This window comes from Undibacterium sp. Ji50W (assembly GCF_049340445.1).
GTDB lineage: Bacteria > Pseudomonadota > Gammaproteobacteria > Burkholderiales > Burkholderiaceae_D > Undibacterium.
Genome location: NZ_JBMPOX010000001.1, coordinates 979,852 through 1,005,933, shown reverse-complemented (window position 1 = coordinate 1,005,933; position 26,082 = coordinate 979,852). Strand labels below are relative to the sequence as shown.

At 51.3% G+C, this 26,082-nt stretch carries 20 protein-coding genes; 11 read left to right on the top strand and 9 right to left on the bottom strand.

Features of this window, described 5'->3' with window-relative positions; all coding sequences use genetic code 11:
- The first annotated feature begins 106 nt into the window (after nucleotides 1–106).
- The 4 genes from ACO0K9_RS04260 (at nucleotide 107) to ACO0K9_RS04245 (ending at nucleotide 6,329) form a co-directional block, all read left to right on the top strand.
- A complete protein-coding gene (locus tag ACO0K9_RS04260) occupies nucleotides 107–3,379 on the top strand; it encodes an amidohydrolase family protein (protein WP_422982090.1) in 3,273 nt (1,090 codons plus the stop codon).
- A 239-nt stretch (nucleotides 3,380–3,618) separates the two neighbouring features.
- Nucleotides 3,619–4,812 carry an aromatic amino acid transaminase gene (locus ACO0K9_RS04255; RefSeq protein WP_422982088.1) on the top strand — a complete coding sequence of 398 codons (1,194 nt, stop codon included), beginning with the start codon at nucleotides 3,619–3,621 and terminating at the stop codon, nucleotides 4,810–4,812.
- 583 nt (nucleotides 4,813–5,395) lie between these two features.
- Complete coding sequence (locus tag ACO0K9_RS04250) at nucleotides 5,396–5,911, top strand: hypothetical protein (protein ID WP_422982086.1); 516 nt, start codon at nucleotides 5,396–5,398, stop codon at nucleotides 5,909–5,911.
- A gap of 70 nt (nucleotides 5,912–5,981) precedes the next feature.
- Nucleotides 5,982–6,329 carry a hypothetical protein gene (locus ACO0K9_RS04245; RefSeq protein ID WP_422982084.1) on the top strand — a complete coding sequence of 116 codons (348 nt, stop codon included), beginning with the start codon at nucleotides 5,982–5,984 and terminating at the stop codon, nucleotides 6,327–6,329.
- Between the two features lie 32 nt (nucleotides 6,330–6,361).
- On the opposite strand, the gene murI is transcribed toward ACO0K9_RS04245, so the two are convergent.
- From murI to ACO0K9_RS04230, 3 genes are all read right to left on the bottom strand, one after another.
- Nucleotides 6,362–7,222, bottom strand: a complete 861-nt coding sequence (murI, locus tag ACO0K9_RS04240) for a glutamate racemase (protein WP_422982082.1) — start codon at nucleotides 7,220–7,222, stop codon at nucleotides 6,362–6,364.
- A gap of 27 nt (nucleotides 7,223–7,249) precedes the next feature.
- Nucleotides 7,250–8,770, bottom strand: coding sequence for a fumarate hydratase (locus ACO0K9_RS04235; RefSeq protein WP_422982080.1), 1,521 nt, complete (start codon nucleotides 8,768–8,770; stop codon nucleotides 7,250–7,252).
- A gap of 70 nt (nucleotides 8,771–8,840) precedes the next feature.
- On the bottom strand, nucleotides 8,841–9,440 hold the full coding sequence (locus ACO0K9_RS04230; protein ID WP_422982078.1) for a TIGR00645 family protein: 600 nt from the start codon (nucleotides 9,438–9,440) through the stop codon (nucleotides 8,841–8,843).
- A gap of 372 nt (nucleotides 9,441–9,812) precedes the next feature.
- Here ACO0K9_RS04230 and acs point away from each other — a divergent pair, with 372 nt between their 5' ends.
- Nucleotides 9,813–11,819 carry an acetate--CoA ligase gene (gene acs, locus ACO0K9_RS04225; protein ID WP_422982076.1) on the top strand — a complete coding sequence of 669 codons (2,007 nt, stop codon included), beginning with the start codon at nucleotides 9,813–9,815 and terminating at the stop codon, nucleotides 11,817–11,819.
- 171 nt (nucleotides 11,820–11,990) lie between these two features.
- On the opposite strand, the gene ACO0K9_RS04220 is transcribed toward acs, so the two are convergent.
- Nucleotides 11,991–12,854 carry an AAA family ATPase gene (locus ACO0K9_RS04220; protein WP_422982074.1) on the bottom strand — a complete coding sequence of 288 codons (864 nt, stop codon included), beginning with the start codon at nucleotides 12,852–12,854 and terminating at the stop codon, nucleotides 11,991–11,993.
- Nucleotides 12,855–13,191: 337 nt separating this feature from the next.
- On the opposite strand from ACO0K9_RS04220, the gene ACO0K9_RS04215 reads away from it, so the two are divergent.
- Both ACO0K9_RS04215 and ACO0K9_RS04210 read left to right on the top strand, forming a co-directional pair.
- The gene (locus tag ACO0K9_RS04215) at nucleotides 13,192–13,515 is read left to right on the top strand and encodes a c-type cytochrome (RefSeq protein ID WP_422982072.1); all 324 of its coding nucleotides are present in this window, start codon (nucleotides 13,192–13,194) and stop codon (nucleotides 13,513–13,515) included.
- A gap of 15 nt (nucleotides 13,516–13,530) precedes the next feature.
- Nucleotides 13,531–13,884, top strand: a complete 354-nt coding sequence (locus tag ACO0K9_RS04210) for a c-type cytochrome (protein ID WP_422982070.1) — start codon at nucleotides 13,531–13,533, stop codon at nucleotides 13,882–13,884.
- Between the two features lie 203 nt (nucleotides 13,885–14,087).
- Here ACO0K9_RS04210 and ACO0K9_RS04205 read toward each other — a convergent pair whose 3' ends face one another.
- Complete coding sequence (locus ACO0K9_RS04205) at nucleotides 14,088–14,342, bottom strand: hypothetical protein (protein WP_422982528.1); 255 nt, start codon at nucleotides 14,340–14,342, stop codon at nucleotides 14,088–14,090.
- Nucleotides 14,343–14,685: 343 nt separating this feature from the next.
- A complete protein-coding gene (locus ACO0K9_RS04200) occupies nucleotides 14,686–15,819 on the bottom strand; it encodes a JmjC domain-containing protein (protein WP_422982067.1) in 1,134 nt (377 codons plus the stop codon).
- Nucleotides 15,820–15,897: 78 nt separating this feature from the next.
- Here ACO0K9_RS04200 and ACO0K9_RS04195 point away from each other — a divergent pair, with 78 nt between their 5' ends.
- Complete coding sequence (locus ACO0K9_RS04195) at nucleotides 15,898–16,458, top strand: FKBP-type peptidyl-prolyl cis-trans isomerase (protein ID WP_422982065.1); 561 nt, start codon at nucleotides 15,898–15,900, stop codon at nucleotides 16,456–16,458.
- A 249-nt stretch (nucleotides 16,459–16,707) separates the two neighbouring features.
- Here the strand turns inward: ACO0K9_RS04195 and mutS are convergent, their stop codons facing one another.
- The 3 genes from mutS to ACO0K9_RS04180 form a co-directional block, all read right to left on the bottom strand.
- Nucleotides 16,708–19,338 carry a DNA mismatch repair protein MutS gene (mutS, locus tag ACO0K9_RS04190; protein ID WP_422982063.1) on the bottom strand — a complete coding sequence of 877 codons (2,631 nt, stop codon included), beginning with the start codon at nucleotides 19,336–19,338 and terminating at the stop codon, nucleotides 16,708–16,710.
- A gap of 373 nt (nucleotides 19,339–19,711) precedes the next feature.
- Nucleotides 19,712–21,094 carry a DEAD/DEAH box helicase gene (locus ACO0K9_RS04185; protein ID WP_422982061.1) on the bottom strand — a complete coding sequence of 461 codons (1,383 nt, stop codon included), beginning with the start codon at nucleotides 21,092–21,094 and terminating at the stop codon, nucleotides 19,712–19,714.
- A 93-nt stretch (nucleotides 21,095–21,187) separates the two neighbouring features.
- Nucleotides 21,188–21,979, bottom strand: coding sequence for an inositol monophosphatase family protein (locus tag ACO0K9_RS04180; protein WP_422982526.1), 792 nt, complete (start codon nucleotides 21,977–21,979; stop codon nucleotides 21,188–21,190).
- A gap of 169 nt (nucleotides 21,980–22,148) precedes the next feature.
- On the opposite strand from ACO0K9_RS04180, the gene ACO0K9_RS04175 reads away from it, so the two are divergent.
- The 3 genes from ACO0K9_RS04175 (at nucleotide 22,149) to ACO0K9_RS04165 (ending at nucleotide 25,977) form a co-directional block, all read left to right on the top strand.
- Nucleotides 22,149–22,907 (top strand): RNA methyltransferase, encoded by a 759-nt coding sequence (locus ACO0K9_RS04175; RefSeq protein WP_422982059.1) that lies wholly within the window; start codon nucleotides 22,149–22,151, stop codon nucleotides 22,905–22,907.
- 520 nt (nucleotides 22,908–23,427) lie between these two features.
- Nucleotides 23,428–25,203 (top strand): type IV pilus assembly protein FimV, encoded by a 1,776-nt coding sequence (locus tag ACO0K9_RS04170; protein ID WP_422982057.1) that lies wholly within the window; start codon nucleotides 23,428–23,430, stop codon nucleotides 25,201–25,203.
- A gap of 126 nt (nucleotides 25,204–25,329) precedes the next feature.
- Nucleotides 25,330–25,977 (top strand): glutathione S-transferase, encoded by a 648-nt coding sequence (locus ACO0K9_RS04165; protein ID WP_422982055.1) that lies wholly within the window; start codon nucleotides 25,330–25,332, stop codon nucleotides 25,975–25,977.
- Nucleotides 25,978–26,082: the final 105 nt, after the last annotated feature.

Below are 26,082 nucleotides of genomic sequence, written 5' to 3'. Positions count from 1 at the left end.
CTATCAAAAAAGCCAATAAGAGACACATAAGAGGCACATAAGATCCAAATAAGAGCCAAAGAAAAACCAGATCAAAACCAGATAAAAACTAACGAGGGGGAAGTGTATGGGTGTTTCACGACTATTGCCGGTGGCATGGGCTGTCATGCTGTGTTTGCCGGCATTGGCGGCAGAACCAACTGCCAAGCCGGATGCAGAGAAAAAGAAATGGGATGTCAATCATCCTCCTGGCGAAAGCAGAACAGTCAATATCGACACGCGCAGCGGCACCTGGATGAGTGTGGATGTCAGCCCCGACGGCAAACAACTGGTCTTTGATCTGCTCGGTGATTTGTATACGCTGCCGATTGCTGGCGGCGAAGCCACGGCGCTGACCCATTCCATGGCCTGGGAAATGCAGGCGCGTTTTTCACCTGACGGCAAGCAGATTGCGTACATGTCTGATGCTGGTGGTGGTGACAATGTCTGGGTCATGAATGTTGATGGCAGCAATGCGCATGCGGTCAGCAAGGAAGACTTTCGTCTCCTGAATAACCCGGTCTGGCACCCGAACGGCCAATATATTGCAGCGCGCAAGCACTATACTGGCACCCGCTCATTGGGGTCTGGTGAAATCTGGCTGTACCATCAAAGCGGTGGTACTGGCGTGCAGTTGAATGAAAAGCCAAACTGGCAAAAAGATCTGGGTGAACCGGCATTTTCGCCGGATGGACGCTATATCTATTATTCGCAGGACACTACACCTGGCACTTCCTTTGAATACAATAAAAATTCCAACGGGCAGATTTACCAGATTTTCCGTCGCGACATGCAGGATGGCAAGGTCAAGGCCCTGGTCAGCGGCCCTGGTGGCGCGGTACGTCCGGTTCCTTCGCCAGACGGCAAATACCTGGCATTTGTACGCCGCGTGCGCAATCAGTCCACCTTATTCCTGAAGAACTTGCAGACCGGTGAAGAGGCGGCAGCCTGGCCAGAACTGGAACGTGACATGCAGGAAGCCTGGGCCATACAGGGTGTTTATCCGGCGTTCGCCTGGATGCCCGGCAGTAAGGAAATTGTGGTCTGGGCCAAGGGCAAGATCTGGCGTCTTGATCCGTTCTCTCACAAGGCTGTGGAAATTCCTTTCCATGTGAAAGACACGCGTGAAGTCCGTGATGCCCTGCGTTTCCCGCATGAGGTTGCGCCTGATCAGTTTGATGTGCATCAGTTGCGCTGGGTGAATGTGGCACCGCAGGGCGATAAAGTCGTGTATTCGGCACTGGGACATATCTATGTCAAAGACTTGCCAAATGGCACGCCGCACCGTCTGACGACGCAAAATACCCATTTTGAATTCTTCCCCAGTTTTTCACGTGATGGAAAATCAGTGGTTTTCAGTAGCTGGAATGATGAAAAACTGGGTTCAGTCAGGGTGATGGATCTGGCCAGCGGCAAAGAAACCGTGGTCACCAAGGCGCCAGGCAAATATATACAGGCGCGTTTTTCACCGGATGGCAAGCAAGTCACCTATGTCAAAGCCAAGGGCGGTTTCCTGACCTCACCCTGGTTTGGGATGGAGACCGGCGTCTTTCTGGCAAGCGTCGATGGCAAATCCGAGCCGCGCCTGCTGACGGACGAGGGCAGTGCCCCCCAGTTTGGCAAAGATAGCGGCGCCGTGTATGTAACACGTACCCAATTTACCGGTGAGGTTGACTGGACTACTTCGCTGGTACGTCTGCCGCTGGATGGCAAGCCTGAACAGTCTGTGGCAAAAAGTGAATTTGCCGGTGAATTTGCGATTTCGCCAGATGGTGAATGGCTGGCATTCGGTGAGCGTTATCATGCCTATGTCACACCGTTACCGCTGGCGGGCAAGGCCGTTACCATAGGGCAGAAGATGGATGCCTTGCCTGTCAAACAACTGGACGTGAATGCCGGGCAATATCTGCACTGGTCGGGTGACAGCAAGCGTATTCATTTTTCTTTGGGCGATGAATTATTCAGCCGCGATCTGAAAGACGCCTTCGCATTTGTACCAGGCGCGCCGGTTGAATTGCCCAAACCTGTGGAGCAGGGCATCAAGATAGGCTTCCGTCAGCAGGCCGACAAGCCCACCGGTCTGACGGTGATTTCCGGTGCCAGGATAGTCACCATGAAAGGCGATGAAGTGATTGACGATGGCCGCATCGTGGTCAGGGATAACCGCATAGTCAGCATAGGCAAAGCCAGTGATATCGCCATGCCCGATGGTGCCATCCAGATAGATGCAAAAGGTAAAACCGTATTGCCAGGGCTGGTAGATGTGCACTGGCATGGCGGTATGGGGGAAAGTGGCATTATCCCGCAGCAAAGCTGGGTCAACTATGCATCGCTGGCGTTTGGGGTAACGACTATCCACGATCCTTCCAACGATACCGGCGAGATCTTTACCCAGAGTGAATTGCAAAAGGCCGGGCAAGTGTTGGGGCCACGCATCTACTCGACCGGTACCATACTGTACGGTGCCAAGGGTAATTTTGCCGCCATCGTGAATAACCTGGATGATGCCTTGACGCACCTGAAGCGCCTGAAGGCAGCCGGGGCAATTTCGGTGAAGAGCTATAACCAGCCACGACGCGAGCAACGCCAGCAAGTCCTGGAAGCAGCACGACAGACACAAATGATGGTGGTGCCTGAAGGTGGTTCATTATTCCAGACCAACATGACCATGGTGGTCGACGGCCACACCGGCGTTGAACATGCTTTACCCGTCGAAAAAGTGTATGACGATGTCCGGCAATTATGGTCACAAACCCAGGTTGGTTACACGCCTACACTGGGGGTTGCCTATGGTGGCCTGGATGGTGAACACTACTGGTATGCGCACACGGACGTATGGAAACATCCTTTGCTGACCAGATATGTTCCCAAATCGGTACTGGAACCGCGCAGCGTCAGGCGTGAAACTGCACCAGAAGAAGATTTCAATGTCATCAGGGTCGCAGAAACGGCAACCTCATTGCAGCGTGCTGGTGTGCCGGTCAATCTGGGGGCCCATGGTCAGCGTGAAGGATTGGCTGCCCATTGGGAACTCTGGACCCTGGTCAAAGGTGGCATGACACCGATGGAAGCGATACGCAGTGGCACCATCAATGGTGCGCGCTATCTAGGCCTGGACAAGGATGTGGGTTCGCTGGAAACCGGCAAGCTGGCAGACTTGATGATCGTCGATGGTGACGTGTTGAAAGACATACGCGTGTCAGACCGTGTCAGCCATGTCATGTTGAATGGGCGCTTGTACGAATCAGCGACCATGAATGAAATTGGGAAAACACCTAAAACCCGCAAGCCTTTCTTTTTTGAAGGTAAAAACGGTGGTGATATGCCGGTAGAAGCCGAGGAACACTCACACGGGCATTAATTCCATCACATTGCTGTGCGGTAATTGATGCTGCCACCTATGAAGGGTGGCAGCATTTTTTATGTCGGTTTGAATCAGAAAAATACAGTTTTCACTGACGTGAGAGGGCAGCTGTATCCTAAGCTGAAGGTGGCTTGTGTCACAATAGCGGCATGACGCACATTGTCAGTGCATTTTGTTTTGGTGAAAATGCAAGCAATGCCGCTTTGATTTTATGTCCAACCATCTGGAGTTTTATCATGTTTCAGCACGTCGAAGCCTACCCTGGCGATCCTATCTTGTCCCTGAATGAGGCATTTGGCAAAGATCCTCGTCCGAACAAGATCAATTTGTCCATCGGTATTTATTTTGATGATGCTGGCAAGATTCCCATGCTGCCTTCTGTCCGCGCAGCAGAACACAAGGTAGTGGCCGATGCCGGTGCCCGCCCTTATTTGCCTATGGAAGGTGCGGCCAATTTTCGTACAGCAGTTCAGCACTTGCTGTTCGGTGCTGACAATGCGGCGGTCAAGGCTGGCCGTGTGGTGACTATACAATCGGTCGGTTCCAGTGGTGGCCTGAAGGTTGGTGGTGATTTCATCAAACGCTATTTCCCTGAAAGTAGCATGCTGGTCAGTGACCCCACCTGGGATAATCACCGTGCCGTATTTGAAGGTTGTGGCCTGACGGTCAAAACCTATCCGTACTATGATGCCGCGACTGGCGGCCTGCGTTTTGATGCCATGCTGGAAGCTCTGAAAGTTGCGGCAAAAAAAAGCATCGTCTTGCTGCACGCCTGCTGTCATAACCCTACTGGTGTTGATTTGACCAAGGCACAGTGGCAGCAACTGGTGCCTGTGCTGAAAGAGCGTGAATTGATTGCCTTCCTGGATCTGGCGTACCAGGGTTATGGTGATGGCATTGAAGAAGATGCCTACGCCGTGCGTTTGCTGGCTGATGAAGGTTTGAACTTCTTTGTCGCCAATTCTTTCTCCAAGAGCATGAGCCTGTATGGTGAACGTTGTGGCGCACTGAGTGTGGTGTGCCCGGACGCAGCACAGGCAGTGAATGTATTGGGACAGTTGAAGGCAACGATACGCCGCAATTATTCCAACCCACCTTTGCATGGTGGCCAACTGGTGGCGCGTGTTCTCAGCGACCCTGAACTGCGCCCTATGTGGGAAGCCGAAGTGGTTGCCATGCGCGACCGTATCCAGCTCATGCGTCATAAATTGCATGATGTACTGAGTGCCAAACTGCCAGGCCGTGATTTCAGCTATTTCCTGACCCAGCGTGGCATGTTCAGCTATACCGGCCTGACGGCAGAACAATGTGATCGACTGAAGGAAGAATTTGGTGTCTACCTGGTGCGTTCTGGCCGCATGTGTGTTGCTGGCTTGAACACTGGCAATGTCGAAGCAACGGCCAGTGCCATTGCTGCGGTGCTGGCTTAAATCTATGCTGCCCCTCATTCTCCGTGTTTGAATGAGGGGCATCTGAACGGACTTATGCCAGCAGCAATCGAAAAAAAATGATGAAGCCACGAAACGTATTGTGGCTTCTTTCATACCCTAAGCAAAACCACCTCAAAATGAGCTTGCAGTATTAGGGCGTGTTGACCTATCTTTTAGGCAAAGCATTCCCCCCATAGCGCGGGCTGGCAATGTGGTGGAGCAGGGGTTGCGGGCGGCATGCAGCCCGCCTGCGCAACGATGTGCGCCTACCAGCGCACATGCGCCCTGCAAGGGCGGCGCAGTCAGGGCTGGTGCCCCTGACAAGACGTGCAACGCAGTCCAGCGCGCGCTATGGGGGGCCCCGCCTAGGGGGAACCCGGAGGGAATGGGTCCGAAACCTCGCCTGGCGTTGTTGTGCGTCGCTCACTTGGATCACCAAGCAGCGCTCCGCACGCCTAGCCAGACAAGGTTTCAAATCCATTTGCTTGCCTAAAAGATAGGTCAACACGCCCTAGTATATTGGTTGAAATTGCATTCCATGATGTTAATATAAAGTTTTTGACAGCATGAAATGTGGAGAGCCATGAAGCGGACTACAAGTATTCTGTTATTGACGCGTTTATGGCTGCTTGGCCTATGCGTGATGCTGGCTGCCTGCGCCACGCAACTGGCCCCAGCCTATGATAAAACTGTGGTTGCTGGATTAGCTGCAGTCAATACCGATACCATGATCCTGTTTGCCAGTGCTTCAAATGGTACGGATAAAAGCAGCTTCGCCAGTCGTGCCGATCAATATAATTCACTCATAGGACGGCTGGACGCACTGAGTCTGCAAGCCGGTGCCCGCCCCATGCCAAAGAACAAAGTGACCGATGCCATCAATCGCGCACTCGACAAGCGCGGCAGCACGGGCATGGTGGATGATGACAGCACACCACCCAGTGCCTATGCGATCAAGAAAGTCTCGGACACCCTGGGCAAAATGCGCGATACCGACCGCCAGCAAGGCGTGACAGCCTATGAGGTGCTGGCATTCAAAGGTCAGGCCGTGATCTATCTGGATCAGGCCATCACTTACGAAAATTTCTTGCAGCGCTAATTTGTTGTGCTGATTTTTGTAGCGCAACTTGTAGAGATAACTTGCAGCAATATGCAGAAGGAAGAACACCATGTCACTTGATCTTGACCAACTTGTCGCCGATATGCAGGCTGCTGCCACAGGCGTTTTGCAAACCGACGTGACTGCCTTGCGTGGCTTCACCCAGCAGCAATTAAAAGCCATTGCGCAACAAGCAGGGCTGGTAAGCACCGGTATATTAACCAAGCAGATTACCCCGGAAACCCAGCAGTTTTTCCTGGATGGTTTGGAAGACATGGCCCTGAGTTTTGCAAAAACCTTGCGCGGCTTGCTGATGGTGACCATAGAAAAGGTCTGGAATGCGGTTGTTGGCGTGCTGTGGAGCGCCATTTCCAAGGCGACGAATCTGGTGTTGCCGGCACCGGTGATGAGGCAGTAAGTTTTTGTGATCCAGGGTGTAAGTGCTGGAGATCAGGTATTTAGCGCTGCCATGCGGACATCTTTGTGTGCGATGTGCAGCCATTGTATACAGGCTTGCTGCAAGCGTTGAATATTGCCACTAGCGTAGGCGGTAAAAGCAGGTTTTACATCAGTTTTAATGTCCAGCCCGCGCTGTACCAACAGGCGTTGCAAGTGCAGGGCGACTGCCTGGCCGGTATCTACCAGTTGCACTGCTGTGCTGGTAGTGACATGCCGGGTCATAGGTTCAAGCATAAGTTCAGGTATAAGTTCACGTATGAGATCGGCAACCAGAGGGTAATGCGTGCAACCCAGCACCAGGGTATCGGCATTGGCATCCAGTAAAGGTGTCAGGTATTGTTTCAGCAGGATGCGTATCTGTTCTGAATCGATATCCGCTTTCTCAATCTGATCGACCAGGCCAACACAAGCCTGCGAAATAAATTCAACCCCGGTTTCTATGCTTAACTGCGAACGCAGGCGCTGGTATTTATCGCTTTGCAGGGTGGAGCGTGTCGCCAGAACGCCGACGGTTTTAGTCTGGCTGAGCAGGGCTGCGGGTTTCAGTCCCGGCTCCATGCCGACAATGATCAGTTCGGGATAATGCAGACGCAAATGGGCAATGGCAGCAGCCGTCGCCGTGTTGCAGGCGATCACCAGGGCCTTGATCTGTTGGCTGAGCAAAAATTCTGTCACCGCGATACTGCGTTCGAGTATCAGGGCTGCAGATTTATCGCCATAGGGCGCAAAACCGGAATCGGCCACATACGACAGAGATTCATTCGGCAATGTCTGTTTTATGTGCCGTAAAACTGACAGGCCACCAATTCCGGAATCAAACACCCCTATAGGCGCAGAGGTTTCGTGTGTCATGCAGGGGTGTTCATGTCAGGTACGTACTCAGGCGCTGACCGGGATGATGCCGATTTTAGCCTGCCATTCTCTAGGGCCGGTATTGTGGACAGATGTACCTGTGGAATCAACTGCAACCGTGACTGGCATATCGACGACATCAAATTCATAAATGGCTTCCATGCCCAGGTCAGCAAAACCAACCACGGTAGCTGATTTGATTGCTTTCGATACCAGGTAAGCGGCGCCACCGACTGCCATCAGGTAGGCAGACTGGTGTTTGCGTATGGATTCGATGGCGACCGGGCCGCGTTCTGCCTTGCCTATCATGGAAATCAGACCGGTTTTTTCCAGCATCATATCGGTGAATTTATCCATGCGGGTAGCTGTCGTCGGGCCAGCCGGACCAACTGCTTCATCACGTACCGGATCAACCGGGCCGACGTAGTAAATCACGCGGTTGGTGAAATCGACAGGTAATTGCTCGCCTTTGGCCAGCATGTCTTGAATACGCTTGTGAGCGGCATCGCGGCCGGTCAGCATTTTGCCGTTCAACAGCAGGGTCTGGCCTGGTTTCCAGGACGCGACTTCTTCCCTGGTCAGGGTGTTCAAATCTACGCGCTTGGATTTTTCTGTATCAGGTGCCCAGCTTACATCTGGCCAGTCAGACAGTTTTGGTGGTTCGATATAGCTGGGACCAGAACCGTCGAGTACGAAATGCGCATGGCGGGTCGCCGCGCAGTTCGGGATCATGGCAACGGGTTTCGATGCGGCATGGGTAGGGTACATGTTGATCTTGACATCCAGCACGGTAGTCAAACCGCCCAGGCCCTGCGCGCCTATGCCCAGTGCATTGATCTTATCGCACAACTCTATGCGCAATTCTTCAGTCTTGTTTTGTGGGCCGCGTTGCTTGAGTTCATACATGTCGATGTCATCCATCAGGGATTCTTTCGCCATCAGCATGGCTTTCTCGGCGGTGCCGCCTATGCCTATACCCAGCATGCCGGGAGGACACCAGCCCGCGCCCATGGTAGGTACGGTTTTCATGACCCAGTCAATCAGGGAATCAGACGGGTTCAGCATGACGAACTTGGTTTTATTCTCAGAACCACCGCCTTTGGCTGCGACTTTGACATCCACCGTATCGCCGGGTACCAGTTCCATGTGCACGACAGCCGGTGTGTTGTCCTTGGTATTTTTACGTTCGAAGTGCGGGTCGGCGACGATGGAGGCGCGCAGCTTGTTGTCCGGATCATTGTAGCCACGACGTACACCTTCATTTACGGCATCAATGATGGAGCCGCTGAAGCCTTCAAAACGTACGCTCATGCCGATTTTCAGAAACACATTGACGATGCCGGTGTCCTGGCAGATCGGGCGACGACCTTCGGCGCACATGCGCGAATTGGTCAGAATCTGCGCAATCGCATCCTTGGCGGCGGGGCTTTGTTCTGCCTCATAGGCGCGCGCCAGATGGGCGATATAGTCGGCTGGATGATAATAGCTGATGTACTGCAGCGCAGCGGCTACGGATTCGATCAGATCGTCTTGCTTGATGACTGTCATGATATGGCTCTTGGCTAGGTGAAGGAAAACGGTATATCTCTAAATATGAATGCGCGCAATATTCTGTACTTTAATGCTTACTGGCTGCTTGCGCAGTTTGGGTCATGATCCGGTCGCAATGTGCAATGGCCAGCGCAGATAACAAAAACACCAGATGTATGCCAGTCTGTGCCAGCACTACATGCGGCTCATAATTGCCTGCATTGATGAAGGTCTTCAACAAATGGATAGACGAGATGCCGATGATCGCCATCGCCAGTTTGACTTTCAGTACGGATGCGTTGACGTGCGACAGCCATTCTGGCTGGTCAGGGTGGCCATCCAGTCCCAGGCGGGATACAAAGGTTTCATAGCCACCAATAATGACCATGATCAGCAGGTTGGAAATCATGACGACGTCAATCAGGCCCAGTACCACCAGCATGATGGTGGTTTCAGTCAGCTTGGTCGGTTTGACGCTGCCGGTAGCAACGGCATCGACGATATGTTTCAGGGCAGCTTCATTGCCCATGGCGGCACCGATCAAATCGACCAGTTCAACCCAAAAATGAAAGACGTACACGCATTGTGCGAGTATCAAACCCAGATAAAGAGGAAGTTGCAGCCAGCGGCTGAAAAAAATCAAGCTGGCAAGAGGGGAAAGTTTTACTGGAGATTCTGGTTTTGACATGTTTACAATCTGCTTGATGGGCAACAGTGGAACGCGTGATGTAAGGCAAAGCGATATTTTACATGGCCCTGCAGGGCTCGTGTGGTAAGGCTGAAATGTTCAGGCATGTAGTGGCAATTGAATGGTATCTTTGTGGTATTATTTTCCATAAAAGCAACCGTAAGGCCTGAGTAAGTCTCCAAGTTTAAGGTTGGCGTGTGTAAAAACTACTTTGTGCATGGCAGCTGTGCTGATCTGACGCCTATACTGAATGCAGAATGGGTCATGAAGGCTCGCCGGGGTGCGTGAAATGACTTATCGATCGATAAGAATTTTGTGCTGGCTCAACAGTAGTGATGATTTCAATCAAACTATAACAAGTTGGAGATACAAATGTCTGACCTTAATGCTGCTCAAAATGCTGCTCAATACGAAGGCAAAGCCGAATCCCGCATTTTCTATCCACCTGCCGCTTTTGCCGCCAATGCCGCTGTCTCGGGCATGGATGCTTACAATGCATTGTGCCAGGAAGCCGAACAGGACTATGAAGGCTTCTGGGCCCGCCTGGCGCGTGAAAATCTGCACTGGCACAAACCTTTCCAAACCACACTCGACGAATCAAATGCGCCGATGTACAAATGGTTTGAAGATGGCTTGCTGAATGTTTCCTACAATTGCCTCGATGTGAATCTGCAAAATGGTAATGCTGACAAGGTCGCACTGATATTTGAAGCGGATGGTGGCGATGTCACCAAGATCACTTACCAGCAACTGCATCAAAAAGTCTGCCAGTTTGCCAATGGCCTGAAATCATTGGGCATAGTCAAGGGTGACCGCGTCGTTATCTATATGCCGATGTCGGTAGAAGGTGTGGTTGCCATGCAGGCCTGTGCCCGTATAGGTGCGACGCATTCGGTGGTGTTTGGTGGTTTTTCTGCCAAGTCGCTGCAAGAACGTATTGTGGACGTGGGTGCAGTGGCGGTTATCACTGCAGACGAACAAGTGCGTGGCGGTAAACATCTGCCACTCAAAACCATCGTTGACGAGGCACTGGCACTTGGTGATTGTGAAAAAGTAAAGAATGTCATTATTTACAAACGCACTGGCGGTAACCTCAAGGTCGCCGCTGGACGTGATTTGTGGATGCATGAACTGGTTGCCACCCAATCTGCAGTCTGCGAACCTGAATGGGTCAGCGCCGAACATCCCTTGTTCATCCTGTACACGTCCGGTTCCACCGGCAAGCCAAAAGGTGTGCAGCATTCGTCGGGCGGGTATCTGCTGTGGGCGATTCTGACCATGAAATGGACCTTCGACATCAAGCCAGCAGACGTGTTCTGGTGTACTGCTGACATCGGCTGGGTCACTGGCCATACCTATATTACCTATGGTCCGCTGGCCGCGGGCGCAACTGAAATCGTGTTTGAAGGTGTGCCTACCTTCCCGAATGCAGGCCGCTTCTGGAGCATGATAGAAAAACACAAGGCGACTATTTTCTATACCGCACCAACGGCTATCCGCTCACTGATCAAGGCAGCAGATGGTGATGCGGCTATCCATCCGGACAAGTTCGATCTGTCTTCGCTGCGCCTGCTGGGTTCCGTGGGTGAGCCTATCAATCCGGAAGCCTGGATGTGGTATTACAACCATATCGGGCGTGGCAATTGCCCGGTCGTTGATACGTTCTGGCAGACCGAAACCGGTGGCCACATGATGAGCCCATTGCCAGGCGCGACACCGCTGGTGCCAGGTTCCTGCACCTTGCCTTTGCCTGGCATTATGGCCGCGATTGTGGATGAGACAGGCCATGATTTACCAAACGGGCAGGGCGGTATTCTGGTGGTGAAACGTCCATGGCCATCGATGATACGTACCATCTGGGGTGATCCTGAACGATTCAAAAAGAGTTATTTTCCGGAAGAGTTCGGTGGCAAGGTCTATCTGGCGGGTGATGGTGCCATCCGCAATAAGGATACCGGCTACTTCACCATTACTGGCCGTATTGATGATGTGCTCAATGTTTCTGGACACCGCATGGGTACCATGGAAATTGAATCGGCTCTGGTCGCCAATCCGCTGGTTGCCGAAGCTGCCGTGGTCGGCAAGCCAGATGAAACCACTGGTGAGGCAATTTGTGCTTTCGTGGTTTTGAAGCGGTCACGCCCTACCGGCGAAGAAGCGAAACAGATAGCTACTGAATTGCGCAACTGGGTAGCGAAAGAAATTGGACCAATTGCCAAACCCAAGGAAATCCGTTTTGGTGATAACCTGCCAAAAACCCGATCAGGTAAAATCATGCGTCGCTTGTTGCGTGTGCTGGCAAAGGGTGAGGAAATTACCCAGGATATCTCTACGCTGGAAAATCCAGCCATCCTGGAACAGTTGAAGCAGGCGCAGTAATTATTTTGAGATTGCTTTGAGTAAGATGCGACATCAAAATATAATGACAGAATACTGAAAGCAATCGCATAGACGAAGCATTGGTATAAATACCGGTAATATTAAAAAGGCACTGCATATCCAAGGATATGACAGTGCCATTTTTTTATTCAATAATGCTTGGGGTGTTGACTAGCGATTGGTGCGTGACATGAAGACCAGGCGTTCAAACAGATGCACGTCCTGTTCATTTTTCAGCAGGGCACCGTGCAGCGGCGGGACGATGGCTTTGTTGTCCTTGCTGCGCATGGCTTCCAATGGAATGTCTTCGGCCAGCAAGAGCTTCAGCCAGTCTATGAATTCTGAGGTGGATGGTTTTTTCTTCAAGCCGGCAACATCACGGATTTCATAAAAGGTCTGCAGGGCTTGTGCCAGTAAATCCGATTTTAGTTTCGGGAAATGCACGTCGACGATTTTCTGCATGGTTTCCTTGTCGGGAAACTTGATGTAGTGGAAGAAGCAGCGACGCAGGAAGGCATCTGGCAATTCTTTTTCATTATTCGACGTGATGATGACCAGCGGGCGATGTTTGGCCCTGACCATTTCACGCGTTTCATAGACATAAAATTCCATGCGGTCGAGTTCGCGCAACAGGTCATTCGGGAATTCGATATCGGCCTTGTCGATTTCATCAATCAGCAATACCACCGGCTCGTCGGCTGTAAAGGCCTGCCACAGTACACCCTTGATGATGTAATTGTGGATGTCCTTGACTCTTTCATCGCCGAGTTGTGAATCGCGCAGGCGCGAGACGGCATCATATTCGTACAGACCTTGCTGGGCCTTGGTCGTGGATTTGATATGCCATTGCATCAGCGGCATGTTGAGGGCTGCGGCAACTTCTTCTGCCAGCATGGTTTTGCCTGTGCCGGGTTCGCCCTTGATCAATAGCGGGCGCTGCAGACTCAGGGCTGCATTCACGGCCAGTTTCAGGTCATCGGTGGCGACATAATTATCGGCACCGTCAAAGCGTAAATTATTAGGGACTTGCGTCATGGTTTGTACCCGGAATTTATATTTAGGATTTACGCAAAACCACACAGGTGGCCACGCACGAATAACATGCATTGCGTCATAAAACTGTTTGAAGAGTATAAGCCAGAATTTGCCCTCTTGTGAACGCCTGTTCTTTTTTTGCGAAAGCAATCCCAATGAAAGTCCGGAGCGTGCATGAAAAACGCCATGCTGGATTGCATAAATGCAGCATTTTCATCTTTCAACAGATAATAGGGGGCAGGTTTTTTGCGCAAATCTGCTTGTAATCGGCTAAAATGCTGAGTTATATCAAAACACTGTATTTATTGATCTGCCAGCTAAATTAATAATCGCTACTATGAAAAAATTGTTTGCACTCCTCGCCATGGCGAGTTTCGCTCAAGCTGCTGCGGCAGCAGATCCGGTTGGCAATGCTAAAGATGCTGCCGACAAAAAAATCGCTATGTGTATAGGTTGCCACGGCATTCCAGGTTACAAGGCTACCTTCCCGGAAGTGTATCAAGTGCCCATGATCGGTGGCCAATCCGCCAAGTACATTGAAAATGCCTTGAAAGCCTATCAAAAAGGTGATCGCAAGCATCCAAGCATGCGCGGTATTGCTGGCAGCCTGTCCGAACAGGACATCGCTGATCTGGCAGCTTACTATTCCCAACAAAAATAAAAACAGGAGCGAACCATGAAGAAATCTATTGTGTTGGCAACGCTGTTGTCTATGGCATCTTTCGCAGCACTGGCAGGTGGCAATATTGAAGCCGGCAAAGCTGCGGTTATAAAATTCGACTGTGCTTCTTGCCACGGCGTAAATTTCAGTAGCCCGAAAGATCCATCCTATCCAAAACTGGCTGGCCAGCATGTTGATTACCTGGCGCAAGCCCTGAAATCTTACAAGCGCGGTGGCGATGTGGCGAGTGCCAATGGCCGTACTAATGCAACCATGGGCCCGAAGGCAAAAGAATTGTCGAATGATGACATTCAAAATATTGCAGCATATCTGCATAGCCTGCCTGGCGAGTTGGTATTGAAAAAATAAGTGATCCCACTTTAAAAAAGCCACGACTTGTCGTGGCTTTTTTTGTAACTTTCACTTCTTTCACTTTTTTCCAGCACTGCGTATTCTTTGCTATGGCAGGCTGCTGATATTGGCATGCGTGCCGCCAGAAAATGGGAGCGACAGGTTTGTAAAAGGCGAAAAAAAACCGACCCAAGGGCCGGTTTTTCTTAAGTAATTAAAAATTACTTGGATGCAGATGCGGAAGCTGCTGCTGGAGCAGATGCTGCTGCGGAAGCTGCTGGCGCTGCGCCAGAAGCTGCTGCTGCATCAGATGCTGCTGCTGGAGCAGGAGCTGCTGCTGGGGCTTCTGCTGGAGCAGATGCTGGAGCTGGAGCTGCTACGGAAGCTGCTGCAGAAGCAGATGCTGCCTCTTCTTTTTTGCCGCAAGCAGCCAAAGCGATTGCCAACAGGGAAACGAGCAAGAGTGATTTTTTCATGTTTGTACTTTCAATAAATAGATCAAAAAAGAAGATCAAAACGTTGCGATGAATAATTACCGGTAATTATCGCTCTATAGGTTAATTCGCGAGCTTCTCGCCAAAACGACATTCGGCCCCTACGAAAGTTTCCTAACCCGGAATTATAATGATTTTTCCATTGTTGGAATAGGCATAGATGCATTTTTGCACTCAAATCTGTCATTATTTATAGGTTAGAGGGCAATTTTAGTGGTGGTTTCCAACTTTTACTTGAAAATTAGCCTTCAAAAGACGAAAATTTCTTTTCAAATTTTAATTCGAATGCTGCGCTGCGACATGTGTTTTCGTTGTTTTTAGGCAATTAACGGATTTCCAGCCAGCCATCTTCGTACCATAAGCAAAATGCTTCCAGCACGTCGGCAGAGATATTCGTGATATCGCTACCATCGAGTTCCCTTTGGTTCGCCAGCAGCGTCAGGCACATCTTGTCTTCCCTGCCAACAGCAAAGGATTCGCCGTTGATGAAGACATGTTTGCCTTTGTATAACATCTGGGATTTGCGCGACAGCTTCAAGCCATTCTTGATGGCAGATTGCTGGAAGCGCTTGGGCGTCAATGGTTTCTCTGGTCCGGTAAAGAAGACGCTGGGCTTGGGTTCGGTCAGGTGTTCACCCAGGAAGATCAGGATGTCATCATCGGTGAAGCGTATCTTGGCGATTTCGGCCGAGATATCGTTCAGCATTTCTGTACTGATTTCAGCCGGTTTGGCGCTGGATTTCAAGTCAGGGTCGGCATAGCGTCCTGGCAAGTCTATGGATTCAGACATGAAATGTAGGAAAGACTCGCCCAGTTCCTGGTAGGACGGAGCGCGGAAACCGATGGAGTAAGTCATGCATTCGCCGATTGCCACGCCATCATGCGCATAGTTGGGCGGCAGGTACAACATATCGCCGGGTTCCAGCACAAACTCTTGTTCGGCCTTGAAGTTGCGCAAAATTTTCAAAGGCATGCCTTCTATCAGAGTCAAATCCTTTTGCGCGCCTATGCGCCATTTTCGTTGACCATATGCCTGCAGCAGGAAGACATCATAAGAATCGAAATGCGGTCCGACGCCGCCGCCATCCGCCGCATAGCTGATCATCAGGTCGTCCAGCCTGCTATCGGGAATGAAACGGAATTGCCTCAGCAGGGCGTCTGCCGCATCATTGTGCAGGTTGACGCCTTGTAGCAGAAGAGTCCAGTCTTTCTTTTCCTTAACTGGTATCTGCTCATGTGGGCCGGACTGCATTTCCCAATGCTTGCCAAAAAAGCTGATCAGGCGGGATTCAACATCGTCGCGACCTGCCATGTCAAACAAATCGGTCTTGGCCAGCAAAGGCTGAAAGCCGGGAATGGCCTGACGGATCAGCAAAGGCTTCTTGTGCCAGTATTCACTGAGAAACTCTTCGGCTGAGATGCCGCCAAGCAAGGGGAGGGATGAGGTGATTTTTTTCATGCCCGCATTATAGGCCGAGGCAAAGCACTCGACTAGACGGGTATAATCCGGAAGCAGATAAATTTTTAAGGAATTGCTATGAAGATAGGCAAAAATTCAGTTGTTACCGCGCGCTACACCTTGAAAGACGCACAAGACAATCTGATTGAAGACGGGCAAGACCCTATGGTGTACTTGCATGGCGGGTACGATCAGGTCTTCCCCAAGATAGAAGAAGCCCTGGAAGGCAAGGAAAAAGGCTTTAGTGCCACGATACAGCTCAATCCTGAAGATGCCTTTGGTGATTATGATGCCGCTTTGGTCAAGGTCGAGCCGCGCGAGCGTTTCCCTTCTCCGCTTGAAGTGGGTATGCAGTTCGAAGGTATGCCAGAAGAATCCGGAGAGTCTTCAGATTCTGAAGATGACGACGCCCATATTTTTACCGTGACCGATATCGCTGAAGATAAAGTGGTGCTCGATGGTAATCACCCTCTGGCTGGCATTGCCTTGCGTTTCAGCCTGACCGTCGACGATGTGCGCGAAGCGTCGGAAGAAGAAATCGCCCATGGCCATGTGCATGGTGCCCACGGCCATCATCACGACGATGATGAAGACGATGATGGCGCGGACGGCGAATATCGCAGCCACCAGTTGCACTAGTGTGGTGCTGCACTCTTCTTGCCACATATAAAATGCGCCTTTTCCGCCGATACTGCGTCAAAAATCCTCGCAATACCTCGGTATTGCTGCGGTTTTTTCCTTGTCTCAACGAAAAATTCGCGATTTTATAAGCGGCAATCTGCGTGCAACACCACACTAGCGTCAAATGAAAATGCCGTTGAATACAACGGCATTTTCATTTTTTCATTCAGTTGGACACAACTGGATATAACTGAATGCAGCTGGACATCAGTTTTTACCCAGCAAGCCCTTCAATTCATACAGCGCTGCCAGAGCTTCTCTGGGCGTCATGCTGTCTGGTTCCATGGAATCCAGGGTTTCCAGCAATTCGGTATTGGCGGGAGTGGTATCGATGGGCTCGGGTTCCGGTGCTGCCACCGCTGATGAAAACAAATCAAACTGCGAGGTCGATTGCAGTGACTGTGCTTCCAGGTCAGCCAGGTGTTTGCGTGCAGATCTGATGACGGCTTGCGGTATGCCCGCCAGTTGCGCTACCTGCAAGCCATAGCTTTGCGAAGCTGGCCCGGCCTGCACTGCATGCAGGAAAACGATATTTTCCTTATGCTCCACCGCGGACAAATGCACGTTTTCGGCCGATGGATGCACCTCAGGCAATTGCGTCAGTTCAAAATAATGCGTGGCAAACAGGGTATAGCTTTGGGATACCTGGATAAGGTGTTTGGCAATGGCCCAGGCCAGCGCCAGTCCATCGAAAGTGGAGGTGCCACGACCGACCTCATCCATCAAGACCAGGGAATGTTCGCTGGCGCCATTTAATATTGCTGCAGATTCTGTCATTTCCACCATGAAGGTAGAACGTCCGCCCGCCAGATCATCTGCCGCGCCGATACGGGTAAAGATGCGGTCTATGGGGCCTATGCTGGCTTCTGTGGCCGGTACATAGCTACCGACGTAGGCCAGCAGGGTAATCAAGGCTACCTGGCGCATGAAGGTCGATTTACCACCCATGTTGGGGCCGGTGATCAGTAATAATTTGCGTTCGGCAGAAAAATCGCAATCATTGGCGATAAAGCGCTCGATCTGGTTTTCCACCACAGGGTGACGGCCCTGGGCAATATGCAATACCGGCTCGCCAAGCAATTGTGGGGCGCACCAGTTATTCTTGGTCGCATGTTCGGCCAGGCTGACCAGGGTATCGAGCTGGGCAATTGCATTCGCAATTTTTTGCAAGGCAGGAACCTGGGGTAACAAATCTTGCAGCAGGCGTTCGTACAGCATTTTCTCGCGCACCAGCGCCCGTTCCTGGGCTGACAGGGCCTTGTCTTCAAATGCCTTCAATTCTGGCGTGATATAACGCTCGGCATTTTTCAGGGTCTGGCGCCGGCGGTAGTTGTCGGGGACTTTATCGCTCTGTCCATTGGTCACTTCAATATAAAAACCATGGACGCGGTTGTATTCGACACGCAGATTGGCAATGCCGGTCCGTTCACGTTCCGATGCTTCGAGTTCAATCAAGAATTGCCCGGCATTTTCTGACAGAGCCCGCAGCTCATCCAGTTCTGCATCAAAGCCGGTCGCAATCACGCCGCCATCACGTACCATGGTGGCCGGTTGCAGCATCAGGCCGCGCTCCAGCAAATCCAGGCATTCTGTTGGGGTATCCAGGTCAGACAACACTTTGGTCAGCAGACTGGTCTGGTTATCGGCGATGCACAGGCTGACGTAGTTGCGCAAGCCAGGCAAATGTTGCATACCGTCGCGCAGCGCAGACAAATCACGCGGGCGCGCCGACTGTAGGGCGATACGGGTGGTGATGCGCTCTATATCCGGGATCGATTTCAAGGTGGTTGCCAGACCATCGGTAGAATCTGCCTGTATCAGCGCCTTGATGGCATCATGGCGGGCCCGTGCCACTGACTGGTCGCGGCGCGCATGATGCAGCCAGTGGCGCAACAGGCGTGAACCCATCGCGGTACGGCAATGATCCAGCAAAGAAAACAGTGTCGGCGATTCTTGCCCGCGCAAGGTTTCAGTCAATTCCAGATTGCGTCGTGTGGCGGTATCCAGGCCGATGAATTCATGCTCGGTCTCGACATTCAGGGTATTCACATGCTTCAGGCCGCGGCCCTGGGTACTTTCCGCATAGCGCAGCAAGGCCCCGGCGGCACCCAGGGCGGCATGCAGGTTTTCTACCCCAAAGCCTGTCAATGATGCCGTGCCGAGTTGATCCTGCAAGGCTTTTTGCCCTTGTTTGACATCAAAATGCCAGTCAGGCAGTTCAGAGAATTTTCCCGGTAGCTGGCTATAATGCTCATCCAGCAAAAGCGTGCCGGCAGACAGCAAGACTTCAGCAGGGCTGATGCGTTCCAGCTCTTGCTGCAGGCGCTGTGGCAGCGATTTTTCGTCGGTGGACACTTCCATCAGCTTCAAGGCGCCGCTCGCCAGTGACAGCCATGCCAGGCCTATGCTGACGGTTTTTCTTTGCTGTAGCATGCACAGCGACAGCAAAGGACGGTCAGACTTCTCTGGCAACAAATCGGTATCAGTCAGCGTGCCGGGCGTGATGACACGCATCACCTTGCGTTCTACCGGCCCCTTGCTGGTGGACGGGTCGCCTATCTGCTCACAAATAGCGGCAGATTCGCCAATCTTGACCAGCTTGGCCAGGTAGGGTTCCAGCGAGTGAAAAGGCACACCCGCCATCTTGATCGGTTCACCGCCAGAACTGCCGCGCTGGGTCAGGGTAATACCCAGCAAACGCGAGACTTTTTCGGCATCACCGTAAAACAGTTCGTAAAAATCACCCATGCGATAAAACACCAGCGTGTCCGGATAATCTGCCTTGATGCGCAGGTACTGGGTCATCATCGGTGTGTGCTGAATTTCTTTTGTGCTCATAAAGCCTTGATTGTATTGATGTATTTTCCATTGCCTTGGATGCGGCGATGGCTTGTCCAGGTCTTGTGCAGCGTTAACAGCAGGCCTGCTATTTTTCGTATTTTTGCCAGGCCAGCCGTTAATTTTGGTGCGCACCTTATCATAGACGATTGCTGTGGTCTACGGGGGTACTCTGCGGGATTGCCTGTGTATGAAGGGTAAGCGCATGAAATACCCTGGCATATTGTCGCAAAAAACAAGAATGAGTCAATGGCAACGACGAGCAAACCCGGGCAGTAAATGTCATTGTCTTCAGATGTTTGTCATCTAAAAAAATAAAGCCAGCTACGCAAGTAGGCTGGCTTTGTTATTGCTGCATGCTGGCAGGATTGTATTAGCCGTTGCCGCGACTGCCCGACCTGCGGGGGGCAGATTGCTTGACTACCGGGCGAGGGCCGGCTGGGCGTGGTTTTGATTGCGCCGCGCCTGGTGTTGCCGGTTTGCCTGGCGCACGTGCTGCCTGACCGCCGCCATTGCCCTGTGGACGTTGTCCACGGCCTGATGGTTGTGCTCTGCCGCCTCTGTGATCCTGGCTGCGCAACTGTATGGGCTGGGCTTTGGCATGGGGATCAGGGATGAAGCCATCAATGATTTCTTGGGGTATCTGGCGCTTGATGAGTTTTTCTATGTCGGCCAGCAACTTGAATTCATCCACGCACACCAGGGATACGGCTTCGCCAGTGGCACCAGCGCGACCGGTACGGCCTATGCGATGTACATAGTCTTCTGGCACGTTGGGCAAGTCATAATTGACTACGTGTGGCAGTTGGTCAATGTCGATGCCGCGTGCAGCGATGTCGGTCGCTACCAGTACTGTCAGGCTGGCTTCCTTGAATTCGGCCAGGGCCTTGGTGCGTGCAGACTGGCTCTTGTTACCGTGTATGGCCATGGCAGCGATGCCATCTTTAATCAACTGTTCCACCAATTTATTGGCACCGTGCTTGGTACGGGTAAATACCAGAACTTGTGACCATTGATGGGTCTTGATCAGGTGGGCCAGCAAAGGGTGCTTTTTGTCGCGGTCAACCGGATGCACTTTCTGGGCAATCACTTCCACGGTGGAATTGCGGCGTGCCACTTCTATCATGGCCGGGTTGTCAAGCAGACGGTCGGCCAGTGTCTTGATCTCATCCGAGAAAGTGGCAGAGAACAGCAGATTCTGGCGTTTGGAAGGCAAGATCGCCAGCACTTTCTTGATGTCGTGGATAAAGCCCATGTCCAGCATGCGGTCGGCTTCGTCCAGTACCAGGATTTCAATATGGCGCAGGTCTATCGTGCCTTGCTGATGGTGATCCAGCAGGCGTCCAGGCGTGGCCACCAGAATATCGACACCCTGTTTCAGCAGTTTGATTTGCGGGTTGATGCCGACGCCGCCAAAAATGACGCCAGAATTCAGCGGCACATATTTGCCATAGGTGTTGACGCTTTCTTCTACCTGGGCAGCCAGTTCACGCGTCGGTGTCAGCACCAGTGCGCGGATAGGGCGTCTGCTGGTTTTGTCCTTGGGTGCATTTGCCGAAGTCGAAAGACGTTGCAATATCGGCAGGGTGAAACCTGCGGTTTTGCCGGTGCCGGTTTGCGCGCCGGCCAGCAGATCACCACCCTTGATGACAGCAGGAATAGCCTGTTGCTGAATCGGGGTTGGCGAGGTATAGCCTTGTTCGGTGACTGCGCGAACAATGTTCTCGGATAAGCCGAGTTCGTTGAATGATGCCATGTGGTTTGACTGTGTTTCTAAGTGGCCGGACCGATATCCATCAGTCCGGCATGTGGGGCAGTGGGGCGCTCCAATTTTTCGGAGCGTGAGAAATTACTTGATAGCTGAAAACGGTTGCATTGCATTGACCATTTGTGCAAATACCTTGGGTGTACCGGCCAGTACATCACCTTTGTGCAGGTAATCGGAATCGCCAGAGAAGTTGCCGACGATGCCGCCAGCCTCAGTAATCAGCAATGCACCTGCGGCGATATCCCAGGGGGCCAGGCCTTTTTCAAAAAAACCATCCAGGCGACCGCTTGCGACATAGGCCAGATCAAGTGCTGCCGAACCTGGTCTTCTCAGACCCTGGCATCTGCTGGTCATGACCTTGAACATGGCCAGATATTCGTCCAGGCCAGACAAGTCACGTGAAGGAAAGCCGGTACCGATCAGTGCGTCGGCCAGTTTGTCGCAACGTGTAACGCGTATGCGTTTGTCGTTCAGGAAAGCGCCGGCGCCTTTGCTGGCAGTAAACATTTCATTGCGGGTTGGGTCATACACGACAGATTGCGTGATCACGCCGCGCTGTTGCAGGGCGATGGAAACGCAATATTGAGGGAAGCCGTGGATGAAGTTGGTGGTGCCATCGAGTGGGTCGATGATCCAGACATTGTCATTTTCGTCGTGCAGATTAGCGGAAGCACCTGATTCCTCGGCCAGTACGGCATGATCCGGGTATGCAGTGGTCAGCACTTCAATGATGGCGGCTTCGGCAGCCTTATCGACTTCAGTCACGAAATCATTGAAATGTTTTTCTGTGACTGTGACACGATCAAGGTCAAAAGATGCGCGATTGATAATCGTCGCGCCACGACGAGCGGCTTTAATGGCCGTATTCAGCATTGGGTGCATAAGGTTTCCGATAAAATGACAGCATGCGAATTACTGTCACCCGAAAAGTGAGGTAATTGCAAAGCTACACAAAAATGATAAAGAGCGTGCGTAATTGTCGTCAGTCAGGCAATGATCAGCACAACCGATGAAAAATTAACGCTTGATACCGCTATTTTAAATGAACTTGCCCAAAACTGACACATCTCTTTTTCAACGCCTGCGCTTCATCCTGGTGGAAACCAGCCATCCTGGCAATATAGGCGCTGCTGCGCGGGCAGTTAAAAACATGGGCTTTTCTGAACTGGTTCTGGTCAATCCCCGGTTTGACGATGCCTTGCAGCACCCTGAAGCGGTGGCTTTTGCCAGTGGTGCGCAAGACATCCTGGAGCAGGCACGCATTGTCAGTACGATAGAAGAGGCCTTGCAGGGTTGTGAGTACGTGGCCGCAGTCAGTGCCAGACTGCGCGAGTTTTCACCGCCTGTGGTCAGCCCGCGCCGCTTTGCCGAAGATATGGCGCAGCGCCAGCCAGCGCAGATGGCTTTGATATTTGGCAACGAACGCTATGGCCTGCCCAATGAGATCGTAGTGAATTGCCATGTGTTGATCAATATCCCGGCCAATCCCGTGTATTCGTCCCTGAACCTGGCACAGGCCATACAACTGCTGGCCTATGAATGCCGCATGGCATTCGATACGGATGTGCCTGTTGCCAGTCATATCGGCTTTCAGGGACAGATGGCGTCAGCGGAAGAAATCGACGGCATGTACAGGCATCTTGAGCAGGCTTTGGTTGCCATCGATTTCCTCGATCCTGACAATCCCAAAAAACTGATGCCCAGGTTAAAGCGCATGTTGGCACGTGCCGAACTGGAAGCGGAAGAAGTCAATATTTTGCGCGGCATCGCCAAAAAGATTCTTGATATTAACAAAAAATAAAATCTTTCCTTGTAGGTTGCTATAAATTAAATTATTTTGATAGTACGCAAACAAGAAAGCATCACAGATCATTTGGCATTCAGCTCACATTTAATATGATTTTAATCATTGAAATCAAGCATTAAATGCGATACTAAAACACGCTGCCTTTGTGCCATCACTTCATTTTCACCAAGAAAATATGGAGGTAACTATCTGTTTTTTATGAGTTAAATAATAAGGCTTGTTGCTGCAAATGATAAATATGTTGAAATTCACAGGCATTTTGGTGTGAAACCCATGTTTTCATTTGGTTACGACTTTAAGGATGCTTATAAAGCCAGTAAGATTGCAGATAACATACATTCGGGAATAGCAATTGACTAATTGATTTTCTGAATTAACTGATTCTGAGGTCTCTATTATTTTTGTTCCATTCCGTCGATCAACGTTACACCTGTTATGCCTGGGGGCGCTTGCAACCGGGGTAGGGGGTAACGCACATGCATTGGGTTTTAATAACCTGATTGTGCAATCCGGTTTGGGACAGCCATTACGGGCACAGCTCGAAGTGACAGGCAGGGATGCTCCCGAGATTGATCAGTCTTGTTTCAAGGCCAAAGTAGAAACGACGGACGGTGTTTTTCTGGCGCAGGCCGGCGTTACGCTGCTTACCAGGGGCAATGTACGTTACCTGACGCTGGTAACCAGAAAAGAGTTGATGGAACCCGCCGTCAAGATCATGGTGGACATGGGGTGTGAAATCCAGTTGCACCGCGAATTTTTGATTTTGCTTGATCCTCCCTTATCCGCCTTGCAGCCGGTTCCCAGCCAAAAAGCGCCAACTGCCATTAATCTGCCACAAGTGGCTGCGACAAATGTGCCCGTCGATACCGTGGCAGCACCACGACCAGTGAGACCGAAAGTCAGGAAAGAAAAGCCTCAGCCAGAAATGTCTGAAGGCATGCGCCCTGACACTGAAGTCGTCCCTGTAAAAAAAAGCCCGAAAAAATCTTCGGCACCCCCATTACCTAAAAATGACCGCCCGCCCCGGGATCAACTGAAGTTGTCGGATGATGTTGTCATTATTGAGCCAGGCTTGCGCCTGAGTGACAAGCTGACTGTCAATAGCCCGCAATCGAATATAGAAGAATTGCGTGCTGCACAGGCACAGTTTGCTGCCATGCTGCGGGATGAGGTGCCAGTCGAGGTTGCACCTTCCAAGTTGAAATCAGAGCAGCAAAAAATCCTCAGCTTGCAACAAGAGGCGCAGCAACTCAAACGTCAAAGCCAGCTGGATAAGGCGGCTCTCGAAGAAACCAGGGAAAACAGTTTTCCGAGGGAGTGGATCATAGGTTTGTCCATCTTTGCGCTGGCTGGCCTGAGCATTATTGCCTTCCTCCTGCTGTACATCAGCCGCATGCATAAACGGTTTACAGCCACCTGGTGGCAGCAAAAAGAGCATGCACATGAGCCGGAGCCAAGGAAAAACATAGAAGAAATCGTGGACAGTATCCAGGCATCCTATGGGCCAACCACGACGGGTTCGATGTACCAGATCGATGATGACGACGCTGCAGACACCGGCCGCCAGGTTACTGTGCCAGCCAAGAAAAATGCGCCTGACAGCAGTCTTGGTGAACTGGAAACACCATCCATATTCAGCAAAGCTTATGTGCCTACGCTGGAAGACAGCAATAGCAGTACATTCAATTTCTTTTCCACACGCGGTCAATCCGTCAAGGTGGAAGAAATTTCAGATGTGACGCAGGAAGCCGAATTCTGGATTTCTGTCAATGACCCGCAGCGTGCCATAGAAATATTGGAGCCGCAGGCAGAAATTGACTTGCCAGAATCGCCGGTGCCATGGCTGTATTTGCTGGACTTGTACCGGGTAACCGGCAACAAGGAAAAATACGATATTCTGAGAGACAGGTTTGTCGTGTTTTTCAATGCCAATATTCCAGAATACGAGACTGATCCCGCCCTTGTGCCAGTGCGGCAGCTGGAAGATTTTGAGCACCTGACGAATCGTATTTGCCGTTTGTGGGGTAGCAACGATATCCTGCCTTTCCTGGAGAGTCTGCTGGTCGATGACAGGGATGGTAAACGTATGGGCTTTGAATTGCCTGTGTACCGGGATATCTTGTTACTGATTTCTGTCGCCAACGAGCTGGAAAGAATGGGCCCTGCCGGCGGCAAGCCGAAAGTATGGACGCGTGCAGCCGTGGAACCTGTGGCTGCCAAAGGGCCGGAAGCAGATTCCAACATCATCAATTTTGAAACCATCGATTTCCGTACAGACAAAGAAAACTGATCTGGTTTTGTGGGAAAATAAGCGTGATCCTGTATTCCAGACGGTCACGATAATAATATGCTGTTAGCCGGCAAGCGCTGAATGCCACATGCACCGGCAACGGCACCCCCTATAAAACGGAGATATATGATTACACTTTGCGGCTTCGCCCTCAGTAACTATTACAACAAGGTCAAACTGGCGTTAATCGAGAAATCGCTTCCTTTTGAAGAGAAACTGGTATGGGCCGGGCGCTCACCAGAACTCTTGATGCATTCACCGCTGGGCAAGATTCCCTATATAGAAACGCCTGATGGTTCATTGTGCGAATCCCAGGTGATACTCGACTACATAGAAAATCTTTACCCTGAACATCCACTTTTGCCAGCGAACCCTTTTGCTGTTGCCAAGTTACGCGAGCTGATTACTTTCATCGAATTGCACCTGGAATTGCCAGCGCGCGAATTATATGCAGAAGCTTTTTTCGGCGGCAAAGTCACGGATGAAGTCAAAGCCAAAGTGGAAAAAAAATTGACGCACACTATCCCGGCATTTGCTAGCTTGGCTAAATTTGATCCTTTTGTCGGTGGCAAGGAATTCACCATGGCGGATTGTGTGGCGGTAGTGCATTTCCCCCTGATTTCCATGGCGACCAAGATTATTTATGGCAGGGATTTCCTGGCGGATTTGCCGACGCGTGATTACGTCAAGATGATGTCTGAGCGGCCAAGCGTGCAAAAAGTGAACGCAGACCGCAAGGCGAATCAAGAATTGATGGCCAGCAAGGGCAAGTAATTCAGTCTGAATAAGTCAGCCTGAACAAGCCAGCTCAAAAACTAGCGGAGCCGGCAAGAATTCATCTCTTGCCGGCTCCGTAGTTTTATGATTGACAGTGGGCTG

Bases quoted from the DNA above. Each gene is read 5' to 3' on its own strand.
- ACO0K9_RS04260 (WP_422982090.1), top strand. From the start codon at position 107: ATGGGTGTTTCACGACTATTGCCGGTGGCATGGGCTGTCATGCTGTGT.
- ACO0K9_RS04255 (WP_422982088.1), top strand. From the start codon at position 3,619: ATGTTTCAGCACGTCGAAGCCTACCCTGGCGATCCTATCTTGTCCCTG.
- ACO0K9_RS04250 (WP_422982086.1), top strand. From the start codon at position 5,396: ATGAAGCGGACTACAAGTATTCTGTTATTGACGCGTTTATGGCTGCTT.
- ACO0K9_RS04245 (WP_422982084.1), top strand. From the start codon at position 5,982: ATGTCACTTGATCTTGACCAACTTGTCGCCGATATGCAGGCTGCTGCC.
- murI (WP_422982082.1), bottom strand. From the start codon at position 7,222: ATGACACACGAAACCTCTGCGCCTATAGGGGTGTTTGATTCCGGAATT.
- ACO0K9_RS04235 (WP_422982080.1), bottom strand. From the start codon at position 8,770: ATGACAGTCATCAAGCAAGACGATCTGATCGAATCCGTAGCCGCTGCG.
- ACO0K9_RS04230 (WP_422982078.1), bottom strand. From the start codon at position 9,440: ATGTCAAAACCAGAATCTCCAGTAAAACTTTCCCCTCTTGCCAGCTTG.
- acs (WP_422982076.1), top strand. From the start codon at position 9,813: ATGTCTGACCTTAATGCTGCTCAAAATGCTGCTCAATACGAAGGCAAA.
- ACO0K9_RS04220 (WP_422982074.1), bottom strand. From the start codon at position 12,854: ATGACGCAAGTCCCTAATAATTTACGCTTTGACGGTGCCGATAATTAT.
- ACO0K9_RS04215 (WP_422982072.1), top strand. From the start codon at position 13,192: ATGAAAAAATTGTTTGCACTCCTCGCCATGGCGAGTTTCGCTCAAGCT.
- ACO0K9_RS04210 (WP_422982070.1), top strand. From the start codon at position 13,531: ATGAAGAAATCTATTGTGTTGGCAACGCTGTTGTCTATGGCATCTTTC.
- ACO0K9_RS04205 (WP_422982528.1), bottom strand. From the start codon at position 14,342: ATGAAAAAATCACTCTTGCTCGTTTCCCTGTTGGCAATCGCTTTGGCT.
- ACO0K9_RS04200 (WP_422982067.1), bottom strand. From the start codon at position 15,819: ATGAAAAAAATCACCTCATCCCTCCCCTTGCTTGGCGGCATCTCAGCC.
- ACO0K9_RS04195 (WP_422982065.1), top strand. From the start codon at position 15,898: ATGAAGATAGGCAAAAATTCAGTTGTTACCGCGCGCTACACCTTGAAA.
- mutS (WP_422982063.1), bottom strand. From the start codon at position 19,338: ATGAGCACAAAAGAAATTCAGCACACACCGATGATGACCCAGTACCTG.
- ACO0K9_RS04185 (WP_422982061.1), bottom strand. From the start codon at position 21,094: ATGGCATCATTCAACGAACTCGGCTTATCCGAGAACATTGTTCGCGCA.
- ACO0K9_RS04180 (WP_422982526.1), bottom strand. From the start codon at position 21,979: ATGCTGAATACGGCCATTAAAGCCGCTCGTCGTGGCGCGACGATTATC.
- ACO0K9_RS04175 (WP_422982059.1), top strand. From the start codon at position 22,149: ATGAACTTGCCCAAAACTGACACATCTCTTTTTCAACGCCTGCGCTTC.
- ACO0K9_RS04165 (WP_422982055.1), top strand. From the start codon at position 25,330: ATGATTACACTTTGCGGCTTCGCCCTCAGTAACTATTACAACAAGGTC.